The 13,271-nt window shown below is 72.0% G+C and carries 12 protein-coding genes; 9 read left to right on the plus strand and 3 right to left on the minus strand.

The features are described 5' to 3' along the window. Positions 1-8 precede the first annotated feature (8 nt). The 5 genes from hisC to ASD90_RS11140 all read left to right on the plus strand — a co-directional run bounded on the left by hisC (position 9) and on the right by ASD90_RS11140 (position 4,060). The gene (hisC, locus tag ASD90_RS11120; RefSeq protein WP_082588642.1) at positions 9-1,166 is read left to right on the plus strand and encodes a histidinol-phosphate transaminase; all 1,158 of its coding nucleotides are present in this window, start codon (positions 9-11) and stop codon (positions 1,164-1,166) included. A gap of 94 nt (positions 1,167-1,260) precedes the next feature. Next, a complete protein-coding gene (locus tag ASD90_RS23535) occupies positions 1,261-1,974 on the plus strand; it encodes a hypothetical protein (RefSeq protein ID WP_056755895.1) in 714 nt (237 codons plus the stop codon). Continuing rightward, the gene (locus ASD90_RS23540) at positions 1,971-2,837 is read left to right on the plus strand and encodes a hypothetical protein (protein WP_056755898.1); all 867 of its coding nucleotides are present in this window, start codon (positions 1,971-1,973) and stop codon (positions 2,835-2,837) included. Before ASD90_RS23535 ends, ASD90_RS23540 begins: the two co-directional genes overlap by 4 nt. Before the next feature lie 26 nt (positions 2,838-2,863). Continuing rightward, the gene (locus tag ASD90_RS11135; protein ID WP_056755902.1) at positions 2,864-3,574 is read left to right on the plus strand and encodes a hypothetical protein; all 711 of its coding nucleotides are present in this window, start codon (positions 2,864-2,866) and stop codon (positions 3,572-3,574) included. A 78-nt stretch (positions 3,575-3,652) separates the two neighbouring features. Next, positions 3,653-4,060: a glyoxalase superfamily protein gene (locus ASD90_RS11140; protein ID WP_056755905.1), complete on the plus strand. Its 408-nt coding sequence runs from the start codon at positions 3,653-3,655 to the stop codon at positions 4,058-4,060. Here ASD90_RS11140 and ASD90_RS11145 read toward each other — a convergent pair. Beyond that, positions 4,044-4,382, minus strand: coding sequence for a nitroreductase family deazaflavin-dependent oxidoreductase (locus ASD90_RS11145; RefSeq protein ID WP_369793599.1), 339 nt, complete (start codon positions 4,380-4,382; stop codon positions 4,044-4,046). The two genes, ASD90_RS11140 and ASD90_RS11145, sit on opposite strands and share 17 nt — an antisense overlap. Before the next feature lie 269 nt (positions 4,383-4,651). Between ASD90_RS11145 and ASD90_RS11150 the strand changes: the two genes are divergently transcribed. From ASD90_RS11150 to ASD90_RS11165, 4 genes are all read left to right on the plus strand, one after another. Beyond that, a complete protein-coding gene (locus tag ASD90_RS11150) occupies positions 4,652-6,037 on the plus strand; it encodes an AAA family ATPase (RefSeq protein ID WP_056755911.1) in 1,386 nt (461 codons plus the stop codon). 265 nt (positions 6,038-6,302) lie between these two features. Next, on the plus strand, positions 6,303-7,457 hold the full coding sequence (gene pdhA, locus ASD90_RS11155; RefSeq protein WP_056755923.1) for a pyruvate dehydrogenase (acetyl-transferring) E1 component subunit alpha: 1,155 nt from the start codon (positions 6,303-6,305) through the stop codon (positions 7,455-7,457). After that, on the plus strand, positions 7,457-8,449 hold the full coding sequence (locus ASD90_RS11160; protein ID WP_056755926.1) for an alpha-ketoacid dehydrogenase subunit beta: 993 nt from the start codon (positions 7,457-7,459) through the stop codon (positions 8,447-8,449). The genes pdhA and ASD90_RS11160 overlap by 1 nt, the downstream gene beginning before the upstream one ends. Positions 8,450-8,464: 15 nt before the next feature. Further along, on the plus strand, positions 8,465-9,964 hold the full coding sequence (locus ASD90_RS11165; protein ID WP_056755928.1) for a dihydrolipoamide acetyltransferase family protein: 1,500 nt from the start codon (positions 8,465-8,467) through the stop codon (positions 9,962-9,964). 74 nt (positions 9,965-10,038) lie between these two features. Here the strand turns inward: ASD90_RS11165 and ASD90_RS11170 are convergent, their stop codons facing one another. Next, entirely contained in the window at positions 10,039-10,860 is an 822-nt protein-coding gene (locus ASD90_RS11170) for an oxidoreductase (protein WP_056756431.1), read from the minus strand. 223 nt (positions 10,861-11,083) lie between these two features. Then, complete coding sequence (locus ASD90_RS11175; RefSeq protein ID WP_056755931.1) at positions 11,084-13,216, minus strand: MDR family MFS transporter; 2,133 nt, start codon at positions 13,214-13,216, stop codon at positions 11,084-11,086. Positions 13,217-13,271: the final 55 nt, after the last annotated feature.

Consider the following 13,271-nt stretch of genomic DNA (forward strand, 5'->3'; position numbering starts at 1 on the left):
GTTCGAGTATGAGCGAGAGCCCCGAGACTGTCAGCGAGAGCGTGACCGAGAGCGCGACGCCGGAGGAGGCGTACGCCGCCCCGAAGGCCACCGGGGCCACGGTGCGCCTGCGCGAGGTCCTCGCGCAGATGCCCGACTACAAGCCGGGCAAGCCCGCGGCGGCACCCGCCGGGGTGACGGCGTACAAGCTCTCGTCCAACGAGAACCCCTACGGCCCCCTGCCGTCGGTGCTCGCGGCGATCGACGACGCGGCGGCCACGGTGAACCGCTACCCCGACATGGCGGTCACGGCCCTGACCGCGCGGCTCGCGAAGGCGCTCGACGTCCCGACCGAGTGCATCGCGACGGGCACCGGCTCGGTCGCCGTCCTCGCGCAGATCGTCAACGCCGCCTGCGACGCCGGCGACGAGGTCGTCTTCGCGTGGCGCTCCTTCGAGGCCTACCCGATCGTCACCCAGCTGGCCGGCGCGAAGCCGGTCATGGTCGGCCTCGACGAGCAGGCCCGCCACCGCCTCGACGCGATGTTCGCCGCCATCACCGGCCGCACCCGCGTCGTCCTCGTCTGCACGCCCAACAACCCGACCGGGCCGTGCGTCCACCAGGCCGAGCTCGAGGCGTTCCTCGACAAGGTCCCGAACGACGTCATCGTCGTCGTCGACGAGGCCTACGTCGAGTTCGTCCGCGACCCCGACGCCGTACGCGGTCTCGACGTGTGGCGCCACCGCCCCAACGTCGTCGTGCTGCGCACCTTCTCCAAGGCGTACGGCCTCGCCGGCCTCCGGGTGGGGTATGCCGTGGCGCACCCTCCCGTCGCCGCTGCCCTCCGCAAGACGGCCACGCCCTTCGGCGTCAACTCGATCGCGCAGGTGGCGGCCATCGCCTCGCTCGACGCCTTCGACGAGCTGAACGCACGCGTCGAGTCGCTCGTCACCGAGCGCGACCGGGTCGTGCAGGCCCTCGGCGACCAGGGCTGGAAGCTGCCGCAGTCCGACGCGAACTTCGTGTGGTTCCCGCTCGGCGGCGACTCGACGGCGTTCTCTCAGGCGTGCGCCGAGGCCGGGCTGACGGTGCGGCAGTACGGCGACGACGGCGTCCGGGTCACGATCGGTGAGGTGGACGCGAACTCGCGGCTCATCGAGGTCGCCGAACGCTTCGGGGCTCGCTGACCGGACCGACCGGAGTGACAATGGCCTGAACCGCGCGGTGTCGCGCGGTGCTGCGCCGCAGTCGTCGCGGCGTCGTCGCGGGCGGAGGTCGCGGATGGGCACGGTGCGGGACTGGCTCGCCGACCGCCGGCTCGGTGGCGGGCTCGCCCTGCTCGGTGTCCTGCTCGTCGTGCCCTCGCTGTTCTCGCCCACCTGGGAGATGGCGGTCGCGGACCGCGAGCACGGCTCGCTCCTGTCGCGCCAGTGGGAGTGGAGCTGGGGGCGGGTCCGGGTGACGGGCCTCGAGGGGGTCGAGCTGCGGGACCAGTGGAACCTGCTCGGCCTCACCGTCCTCGTGGTGCTCCTCGTCGCTGCCCTGGTCGGCGTCGCCGTCTGGCTGCCCCGACGTGTCGCGTGGGGTCGCGTGGCGGGCCTCGTGACGATCGCCCTGCTCACCGGTCGAGTGCTCACCACCGTCTCCGACCGCGTGGGTCGCTCCCTCGGCGAGGTCGACCAGGGAGCGTCCGGCCTCACGGTGCGCACCGGGATGACGGAGGCGGGGTCGCTCGAGACGACTTCGTCGGTGCTGCTCGTCATCGCGCTGGCTCTCCTGGTGAGCACGGCGATCCGGTCCGCCGGGCGGCCCGTCATCGGCGGCACGGCGTCCGACCCGGTCAGCGGCGGCCTCGATCGTGGGGGCCAGCGCGTGCCCGGGGGCGAGCAGGTCGGCCCGCGGCCGGTGGGCGAGGAGGTCGGCCTGCGGCCGGTGGGCGAGCACCTGACCGGCCGGGCGGTGGGCCTGACGGACACCGACCGGGAGCGACGATGAGCCTGCCCGAACGCCCCGCTCCGAGGGCCGGTGGTCCGGCGCTGACGGCGCCGGTCGACACGGCCCGGCGTCGTCGGTCCAAGGGTCGTCCGATCACCACGGGGCGCCGCATCGGTGCGGTGCTCGTCCTCGGCGGGGTGCTCGCAGCAGCGCCGACGGCGATCTGGCCCACCGACGTGATCACCTACCTCGCCCCCGGCTCCGTCGCACCGTTCCAACAGCTCGCCCTGTGGTCCTGGGGGCAGGTCGCCGATGTGGTGCCCGGGCTGCTGGCGCAGGGCATCCACTTCGGGAACCCGGCGAGCCTCGTGCTGCTCGTCGTCGCGCTTCTCGCCGGCCTGACCGCGTCCGCCTGCCTCGCTCTGCGCCCCGGCTCCGACGGGGTCGTGCTGGGCGTCGCGGGCACCGCCTGGCTGACGGCGACGGTGACCGCCAACCTCGGGCAGACGGCGGGTCGCGTCTCCAGCGGCCTCTACGGAGACAGCAACCGGATCGTCCCGACCCAGACCTCGGCCGGGGTCCTGCAGTACGTGGCCGTCGGCCTGCTGCTGGCTGCCCTCGGCGTCCTGACGGGGCGCCCTGTCGCCCGCGTGGCGGTGTCGGGCGCAGCGTCGGCACGACGTTGGGCTCGTGGCCTGGTCCACCGACCGCGCGGGCCGGCCGACGAGGGCGCCGCCGCATCACCCGCAGCGGCGCCCCGCATCGGCATCGCCACCATGCGTGACGCCGCGCCCGGCTCGCGCCCCGGTTCGGGAGCCTGGTCCGGCGGCCCCGGCGACGGCTGGGGCGACGATGCCCGCTCGGGGGTCGGGTTCTCGGACGACCCCGGCGCCGACCCCGACCACGTTCGGCCGCCCCGATGACCCAGCGGCGTACGGGGTTGGGGGGCGTGGCGCTCGGAGGTGCCGGCGTCCTGCTGGCAGCGTCCACGGCGGTGTGGCCGACGAAGATCGTCGCGGTCCGCGTCCCGGAGGTCGGTGACTTCACGAAGGGCTACGAGCAGCTGATCTGGTCGTGGGGACGGGAGGTGGTCTACACGTCCGACGGGGTGCTGCTCGACGCGTTCTCCGGCCCCAACCCGGTGCCGCGGCTCGTGCTGCTCGTCGTCGTCCTCGTGCTCGCAGCGGCCGGGCTGGTTGTCCGGATCGTCGTCGACGGGCGACGCGGCGAGCTGGCCGCGGCGGTCGGGACCGCGCTGGCGCTGGCGACCGTCGCCGCGTCCGTGGTGCTGCGGCTGTCGGTCGACGACCGCTCGATCGGGCTCCAGCCGGGGCTCGTCGTCGTGACGACGACGTTCGGCTGGCTCGAGGTCGTGTCGGTCGTGCTCCTCGCAGCCGCCCTGGCCGCCTTCGTCGTGCCCGTGCTGCTGCCGCGGGTAGCGGACTCGGTGACCGGCACGGTGGGCGGCGTCGCCGGGCGGCTGCGGCAGCGTCGAGCCCTGGTGGAGCCCACCCCGCCGCTCGTCGCGACGCTGATGGAGCCGGGACCGATCGGCTCGGGTCGGGCGCCCACGGTCGGCTTCAGCGACGCTCCCTCGGCCGCGGGCGCGGACGGGGGAGCGGACGGGGGAGCGCCGCCGCCGACCGAACCCGAGGGCTGAGGGGTCGGATCGGTCCGCCCGAGAAACGGCCGCGTGCTGGGCTCCCGCACTGTGGGTGGACGGGCCTACCGTCGGAGCATGGACATGAAGCTCGAGCTGGTGGCCGTGCCCGTGACTGACATCGACCGGGCCAAGGAGTTCTACGTCGACAGGGTCGGCTTCATCGCCGACTACGACCACACGGTCAGTGACGAGATCCGCTTCGTTCAGCTGACCCCGCCCGGGTCGGCCTGCTCGATCGCGATCGGCAAGGGGCTGACCGAGATCGTCCCCGGTGGCCTCGACAATCTCCAGATGGTGGTCGCCGACGCCGACGCGATCCGGGCCGAGCTCGTCGGGCGCGGTGTCGAGGCCTCCGAGGTCGACGAGCAGCCGTGGGGGCGCTTCGTCCACTTCAGCGACCCCGACGGCAACCGTTGGTCGCTGCAGGAGCTGCCGGCGTGGTCCGCCGGTGCGGGCGGCGACGGCGTCAACCCGGAGGCGTGAGCGGGGCGGGACGCAGCACCGCCACCGGGATGATCCGACCGGCCTTCGCCTCGTACTTCGCGACGCCGGGCGCGGCAGCCAGCACGACCTCGCGCCAGACCCGGTCGCGCTCGGCTCCGACGAGCACCTCCGGCGTCACGGGCGTCGAGCTCGTGCCGATCTCGACGACCGAGCGGTCCGACCGGCGCAGGTTGCGGAACCAGTCCGGCTCGGTCGTGGCGCCGCTGCCGGTGCCCCACACCAGGTAGCCACCGTCGTGGTCGAGATAGCGCACCATGACCGACCGCGGGAGCCCGGTGCGGCGACCGGGCGAGGTCAGCATCAGCACCGTGGCCGAGCCGCCGCTGTCGAGCCGGCCCTTGAAGCGGCGATGGATCCACAGCCCGATCGCGTTGCCCGTGCGCATCATCCGGCGTCGCATCGTCGTCACGGCCGCCTCCTCGCGGACCTCAGCGCGGACCTCCCGCGGACCTCAGCGCGGTCCTGCTCGCAGCCGCCCTGCGGTCTGCCACCAGCGTCCCGCCGTGGACCGGTGCCGTCAACGGACCCGACGGCGCCGCGCCTGTCGGACCTGCGGCCTACCGTCGGGGCATGCTCACCGCCGTCGCCGTGTCCGGCTACCGCTCGCTGCGCGAGGTCGTCGTGCCCCTGCACGGGCTCGACGTCGTCACGGGAGCGAACGGCAGTGGCAAGTCGAGCCTCTACCGGTCCCTTCGGCTGCTCGCCGGGTGCGGCCGCGGAGACGTCATCGGCACGCTCGCCCGCGAGGGTGGACTCCAGTCCGCGCTGTGGGCCGGCCCGGCGACCCTCGGCGGTGCCCGCGACCGCGGCCACGCGGTGCACGGCACGCGGCGCAAGGGGCCGATCAGCCTCCAGCTCGGCTTCTCCTCCGACGACTTCGGCTACCTCGTCGACCTCGGACTGCCGCAGCAGTCGACCGGCAGCGATGCCGGCACTCCGTCGGCGTTCCTGCGCGACCCCGAGATCAAGCGCGAGATCGTGTGGGCCGGGCCGGTGATGCGGCCGGGCTCGGTGCTCGTGCGCCGCCGCTGGGGTGTCGTGGAGACCAGGGCCACTGCCGGCGACGACGACGGGTGGGGATCGGAGTGGGGCCCCGACGAGGGCGACCGGGCGGAGTGGGAGTCCGATCCGGTCGAGGCTCCGGGCGCCCGTGCCGGAGGACGTCCGGCCGCCTACCGGTCGTCGGGCGGAGCCGCCGCGCCGACGGCCCGTCGTGCGGGCCGCCCCGGCTGGACCGAGCTGACCCGCTCGCTCCGGCCGTGGGAGAGCATGCTCACCGAGCTCGCCGACCCGGAGCGGGCGCCAGAGCTGCTGCGGGTGCGCCGGCTGATCCGGGGCTGGCGCTTCTACGACGGGTTCCGCGCGGACGCCGAGGCCCCGGCCCGGACACCGCAGGTCGGCACCCGCACGCCGGTGCTCGCCGACGACGGCCGTGACCTCGCCGCAGCCCTGCAGACGATCCGCGAGAACGGCCGGTCCGAGCTCGACCGGGCCGTGGCCGACGCCTTCGACGGCGCGATCCTCGAGGTGACCGTCGAGGGCGGTCGGTTCGACCTGCAGCTGCACCAGCCCGGCATGCTCCGCCCGCTCGCCGGCGCCGAGCTGTCCGACGGCACCCTGCGCTACCTGCTGCTCGTCGCGGCGCTGCTGACGCCCGACCCGCCACCCCTCCTCGTCCTCAACGAGCCCGAGACCTCGCTCCACCCCGACCTGCTCCCACCCCTGGCGCGGCTCGTCCGGTCCGCGGCAGAGCGCAGCCAGGTCATGGTCGTCTCGCACTCGGACGCGCTGGTCCGCGAGCTCGGAGTCGTCGACCCCGACGACGATGACGAGACGCCCGTGGGTCTCGGCTCGCCCGCTCGCGGCATCACGCTCGCCAAGGACCTCGGCGAGACCGTCGTGCAGGGCCAGGGCCTGCTCACCACCCCGGCCTGGACGTGGGGCACCCGGCGCTGACCGCGCCGAGGAGCGTGGCCCGAGCACACGGCATACGCCGTCGGGACGCCGTGGCGGCCCTCCGACCACCCGCGTCTGCGCAGGTCAGCGCGCACGACCGTCCCGCATTGTGAGATTCGCAGGGCTCTCCGGTAAGTTCCGGGTCGAGGACCAAGCACGTGTCCGTCGTCACGAACGGCGGCCTGCGCCCCCAGAAGCCGACGAGCGGGTGACCCCCGTTTGCGGGCCGAACGAGTAGGCCGGTCTCACCGGCGAAGGAGCCCCAGTGAGCGACAAGGTTGTCGCCGAGCTGCAGGAGCCGACCCCCGCGGTCGGCGACGGTGGCCCGGACATGATCCAGCTGCTGACCCCCGAGGGTCAGCGCGTGTCCCATCCCGACTACGACAAGTACGTCGCGGACCTGACGCCCGAGGACCTGCGGAGCTTCTACCGCGACCTCGTCCTCATCCGTCGGCTCGACGCCGAGGGCTACGCCCTCCAGCGCCAGGGCGAGCTCGGTCTGTGGCCCAGCCTGCTCGGCCAGGAGGCCGCCCAGGTCGGCTCCGGTCGCGCCCTCAGGCCGCACGACTTCGTCTTCCCGACCTACCGCGAGCACGGCGTCGGCTTCGTGCGCGGCATGGACCCGCAGAGCTCGCTGCAGCTCTTCCGCGGTGTCAGCCAGGGTGGGTGGGACCCGCAGGAGAACAACTTCCACCTCTACACGATCGTCATCGGGGCCCAGGCGCTGCACGCCACCGGCTACGCGATGGGCGTGCGGATGGACGGCAACGTCGGCACCGGCGACCCCGACCGCGACACGGCCGTCATCTGCTACTTCGGCGACGGCGCCTCCTCGCAGGGCGACGTCAACGAGGCGTTCGTCTACGCCGCGAGCTTCGATGCCCCCGTGGTCTTCTTCTGCCAGAACAACCAGTGGGCCATCTCCGAGCCCGTCGAGAAGCAGACCCGCATCCCGCTCTTCCAGCGGGCCCGCGGCTTCGGCTTCCCCGGCGTCCGCGTCGACGGCAACGACATCCTCGCGACGTACGCCGTGACGCAGCACTGCCTCGACGAGGCCCGCAACGGCAACGGCCCGCTCCTCATCGAGGCCTACACCTACCGCATGGGTGCGCACACGACGGCCGACGACCCGACGAAGTACCGCGTCTCGGCCGAGGTCGAGGAGTGGAAGTTCCGCGACCCGATCCTGCGCCTCAAGACCCTCCTCGCCCACGAGGGCATGGCCGACGAGGCCTTCTTCGTCCGCATCGACGAGGAGGCCGACCAGTTCGCCGCCGAGCTGCGCGAGGGCTGCGTCACGATGGAGACGATGGCCGGCGAGACGATGTGGGACCACGTCTACGCCGAGGACCACCCGGTCATGGAGGCGGAGCGTGCCGCCTACCTCGCCTACAAGGCGAGCTTCGAGGAGGCGAACTGATGGCCGGCCAGCTCGAGAAGGTCACGCTCGGCAAGAGCATCACCAACGGCCTGCGCAAGGCCATGGAGGCCGACCCCAAGGTCGTGCTCATCGGTGAGGACATCGGCAAGCTCGGTGGTGTCTTCCGCATCACCGAGGGCCTGCAGAAGGACTTCGGCGAGGACCGCGTCATCGACAGCCCGCTCGCCGAGTCCGGCATCGTCGGCACCGCGGTCGGCATGGCGCTGCGCGGCTACCGCCCCGTCTGCGAGATCCAGTTCGACGGCTTCGTCTACCCAGCCTTCGACCAGATCGTCAGCCAGGTCGCCAAGATGCACGCCCGCGCCCTCGGGGCGGTCAAGATCCCGATGGTCATCCGCATCCCGTTCGGCGGCGGCATCGGCAGCCCGGAGCACCACTCCGAGAGCCCCGAGGCCTACTTCGCCCACACGGCGGGTCTGCGCGTCGTCACGTGCAGCAACCCCGAGGACGCCCACTGGATGATCCAGCAGGCCGTCGCCTGCGACGACCCGGTCATCTTCTTCGAGCCCAAGCGCCGCTACCACGACCGTGCCGAGTACGACACGACCGCGACCACCGCGCCGCGCGGCCTCTTCGAGGCCAACGTGCTGCGTGAGGGCACCGACGTGACGCTGCTCGGCTACGGCCCCGTCGTCAAGACGATGCTCGAGTCGGCCGCCGCCGCGGAGGCCGAGGGCACGAGCATCGAGGTCATCGACCTGCGCTCGCTCTCGCCGCTGCCGATCGACACGATCGTGGCGTCGGTGCGCAAGACCGGCCGCCTCGTCGTCGTCCAGGAGGCGAGCAGCTTCCTCGGCATGGCGTCCGAGATCTCGGCGCAGGTCACGGAGCAGTGCTTCTACGAGCTCGAGGCACCCGTCATCCGGGTCGCCGGCGCGAACATCCCCTACCCGCCGAGCCGGATGGAGGAGGAGTTCCTCCCCGACCTCGACCGCATCCTCGACGGCGTCGACCGCGCGCTCGCGTACTGAGAAGGGCTGCGACACATGGCAATCAAGACGTTCAACCTGCCCGACCCCGGTGAGGGGCTCGTCGAGGCCGAGATCGTGGAGTGGAAGGTGTCGCCCGGCGACACCGTGAAGGTCAACGACATGGTCCTCGAGATCGAGACCGCGAAGTCGCTCGTCGAGCTGCCCATCCCGTGGGCCGGCACCGTCAAGGAGCTGCTCGTCGAGGTCGGCCAGACCATCGACGTCGGCACGCCGATCATCTCCATCGACGACGGCAAGGGCGGCGACGAGGCTCCTGCAGCCGCACCGTCGATCCCGGGCGAGAAGGCGGCCGCTGCCGAGGGGGCCTCCGAGGCGATCCTCGTCGGCTACGGCGCGAAGGCCGGTGCAACGGCCCGTCGCGCGCGCAAGGGCGCTGGCGCTGCCGCTCCCGTGGCTGCCGCTCCCGTGGCTGCCGCACCGGTGGCTGCCGCTCCGGTGGCTGCCGCGCCGACCGAGACCGAGCAGGTCGCGGCGGCGGCGCCGGTCGCCGAGCCGGCGGCCCCGGCCGCTCGGGTCGAGTCGCCGGCCCCGGCCGTCACCGGCGCCGGTGCGGCCGGTGGGCGCCCCAAGGCGAAGCCGCCGGTGCGCAAGCTCGCCAAGGACCTCGGTATCGACCTCGCGTCGGTCACGCCGACCGGTGTCGACGGCATCATCACGCGCGACGACGTCACGAACCACGTCAGCGCAACTGCCATGAACGGCCTTGCGGCACAGGCCGACTCGGCCGCGCCGGTCGCCACGACCCCGGTGGCACCGCGTACGCCGTTCGGCTCGGGGGAGCGCGAGGAGCGCACGCCCATCAAGGGCGTCCGCAAGATGACGGCGCAGGCGATGGTCGGCTCTGCCTTCACCGCGCCCCACGTCACCGAGTGGATCACCATCGACGTCACGAAGACGATGGAGCTCGTCGACCGCCTCAAGGGCAGCCGCGAGTTCACGGACGTCAAGGTCACGCCGCTGCTCGTGCTCGCGAAGGCGCTCGTCCTCGCGGTCAAGCGCAACCCGGGCATGAACGCGACGTGGGACGAGGCCGCCCAGGAGATCGTCCAGAAGAACTACGTCAACCTCGGCATCGCCGCGGCGACCCCGCGTGGCCTGATCGTCCCGAACATCAAGGACGCCCACGCCATGACGATGCTCGAGCTGGCGCAGGCCATCGGCCAGCTCACGGCGACGGCTCGTGAGGGCCGCACGCAGCCGGCGGAGATGTCCGGCGGCACGATGACGATCACCAACGTCGGCGTCTTCGGCGTCGACAGTGGCACCCCGATCATCAACCCGGGGGAGTCGGCGATCGTGTGCTTCGGCGCGATCCGCAAGCAGCCGTGGGTCGTCACGGATGCCGACGGCAACGACGAGATCGCGATCCGCCACGTCACGCAGCTCGCGGTGAGCTTCGACCACCGTCTCATCGACGGTGAGCTCGGCAGCCGCTTCCTGTCCGACCTGGCAGCCATCCTCGCCGACCCCGCCCAGGCCCTCGTCTGGGGCTGACCCGTCCAACCGTCGAAAGGCCACGATCCGGTCCCGGTTCGTGGCCTTTCGATCTGAGAGGGGGGCGTGTCGGGTCAGCCGGAGACGGCGCGCCTCATGACGGCGTCCATCGCGCGGTCGGGCAGGAGCCGGCGGGCGGTCACGATGGCACGTGCGCCCTTGCCCGCCGGGTAGCGGGCGGCCGGGTTGGCGGCCTCGAGGGCCTTGAGCACCTTCTCGGCCACGGCCTCGGGTCCCGAGCTCATCCGTGGGGTGTCGACCCGCTCGAACATGACTGCCATCCGGCGCGCCAGGTCCTCGTAGACCGTGCCGACGGACCGCTCGACCATGCTCTCGCGGGCGATGGTGTTCCACTCCGAGATGATCGGGCCGGGCTCGACGATGACGACGTCGATGCCGAACGGCGCGAGCTCGATGCGGAGGCTGTCGCTGAACCCCTCGACCGCGAACTTCGTCGCGTGGTACCACGCGCCGAGCGGCTCGTAGATCTTGCCGCCGATGCTGGAGATGTTGACGATCCGGCCGCGACGCCGGGTGCGCATGTGCGGCGTGACGAGCTGCGTCAGCCGCGCCAGCCCGAAGACGTTGACCTCGAACTGACGCCGCGCCTCCTCGATCGGGACGTGCTCGACCGGGCCGTAGGAGCCGTAGCCGGCGTTGTTGACGAGGGCGTCGACCTGCCCCTGCTCGGTGATGATCCGGTCGATGCCGGCGACCATCGACGCGTCGTCCGTGACGTCCATCGCGAAGGGGATGATGCCGCGGGACTCCAGCGCGGCCATGCGCTCGACCCGGCGGGCGACGGCATACACCGTCCACCCGGACTCGACGAGGTGGACGGCGATGGACTCGCCGATGCCGGAGGACGCGCCGGTGACGAGGGCTACCTTGCTCATCCCGACACCGTATGCGGCGTGGCCGGCACCCGAGCGCGCGGCCACCTCCCAGCGTGGCGGGCCGACCGGCATACGCCATCTCGCTCCCGACCGTCGAGAGGGCACGTCGGACGGCCCGGACGCAGCCGAGAGGCCAGCTCTCGGCGACGAGAACTGGCCTCTCGATGTGTCGGAGGCGGTCACTGGTGGCCTCTCGACGGGGTAGGTCGGGTGCGTCGCGCGGTCAGCGCACCGAGGCCTCGACCTGCTCGGCGACCCTGGCGTTCTGCCGGTCGACGAGGTAGGCGGCGGTGAGGTCGTCACCGACGGCGGAGAGGAGGCGGATGTCGACCGCCTCGTGGCGCTCGGCGACGGTCGGCTCGACGATCGTCAGGACCGTGCGGGCGTCGCGCTCGGCCACGGCCGTGGCGAGCTCGCGCTTGAGCGCCTCGTCGAGGATGCCGCCGGGGACCTTGGCCCGGGCCGCGACCTCGACGGCGAACCGCTCGGTCTCGGCGACGAGCGCCGTGTCCTCGGTGGTCAGCATCCGCGACGTGCGGTGCAGCAGGGCCGCACCGGCGTCGAGGTCACCCTCGCCGAGGTGCGTCACCGCCCGGGTCAGCAGCGGACGGTCGGCCCGGAGCGCCGAGTCGGCGAGCAGGCCCAGGCGCAGCCCGAGCAGCCTCTCGTGCGTACGCGTGTTGCCGGCCTCACGGCCCAGCGGCACCTTGAGCTCGTCGTCGGGCGCCGACTGCGACATCGTGTCGAGCAGCTCGATGCCGGCCTCGTCGGGCGTGTGCACGGTGTCGCGCAGCGGCACCTCCTTGATGAAGAGCGCGGCGAGCAGGGCGAGCGCGAAGGGCACGAGACCCCAGACGAACACCGTGTGGAGCGAGTCGGCGAGACCCTGCTGGACGCCCGTCGCGATCTGCGGGGGCAGCTTCGCGAGGGCCGACGGGTCGAGCACCGAGCCGGCGCTGACCTGCTGTCCGGAGGCCTGCATCTGCTGCACCACGGAGGCGGGCAGGTGCGAGGCGATGTTGCCGGCCAGGCCGCTCGTCATGATCGTGCCGAAGACGGCCGTGCCGACGGTCGAGCCGACGTTGCGGAAGAACTGCGTCGACGCGGTCGCGACGCCGAGGTCCTTGCGCTGCGAGGAGTTCTGGATGATCAGGGTGAAGACCTGCAGCGCCATGCCGAGGCCGATGCCGAAGACGATCATCGAGAGCGTCAGCTCGGTCTGGCTCGAGCCGTAGTGCAGCTGGGTCAGCAGCCAGAAGCCGACGCCCATGATGAGGATGCCCGCGATGGTCTGGAGCTTGTAGCGGCCGGTCTTGGTGATGACGAGGCCGGAGATGATCGACAGGCCGATCATGGCGACGGACATCGGCATGAGGATGAGACCGGAGTTCGTGGCCGAGGCCCCGAGGACGCCCTGCGCATAGACCGGGAGGTAGATCATCGCGCCGAACATCATGACCGACACCATGAAGGCCGCGATGTTGGAGAGCGTGAAGAGCGGGCTCTTGAAGAGGCGGAGCGGCAGCACCGGCTCCACGGCCCTGCGCTCGATGGCGATGAAGACGCCGAGCATGATGATGCCCGCGGCGTACATGCCGATGATGGCGGGGGAGCCCCAGTCCAGCGTCGTGCCGCCGAGCGAGGTGGGCACGAGCAGCAGGATGAGGGTCATCGACAGGGCGACGATGCCGGCCTTGTCGACGACGGTCTCGCGCGGCGTGTGCTCGAGGTGGAGGAAGCGGCTGATGCCGAAGAAGGCGAAGACGCCGATGGGCAACGTGATGAAGAAGAGGTAGCGCCAGCCCCAGTTGTCGGTGACGAAGCCGCCGACGAGCGGGCCGAGGATGGAGGCCAGGCCGAAGACGCCGCCCATGAGGCCTTGGTACTTGCCGCGCTGCCGGGGCGGGATGATGTCGCCGATGATCGTCTGCGACAGTGGCATCAGCGTGCCCATGCCGATGCCCTGGACGGCGCGGGCGGCGATGAGCCACCAGAAGTTCGGCGCGAAGCCGGCGAGGACAGAGCCGGCCATGAAGACGACGAGGCCGCCGAGGTAGAAGCCGCGCCGGCCGTAGAGGTCGCTCATCTTGCCGACGATCGGCACGGTGATCGCGCTGACGAGCATGGCCGCGGTGGCGAGCCACGAGTAGTGGTCGATGCCGCCGAGCTCGGCGACGATGCGCGGCATGGCCGGCCCGACGATGGTCTGGCTGATCGACGCCACGAGCATGCCGAGCATGAGCGCGATGAAGATGTTGCGGGTCGGGCGGTCGAGTCCGGGCGCCTTCGTGATGGTCGTCGAGCTGGCTGTTGCGGTCGCGGTGTCCGTGGCTACCCCCTGGGTCTTCTGTGGCATGTCCTCCACGGTACGCCGAAAATGCAGTCACTGCAAAATTGCAGCCCATGCACGG

This window comes from Terrabacter sp. Root181 (genome assembly GCF_001428505.1).
Classification (GTDB): Bacteria; Actinomycetota; Actinomycetes; order Actinomycetales; family Dermatophilaceae; genus Terrabacter.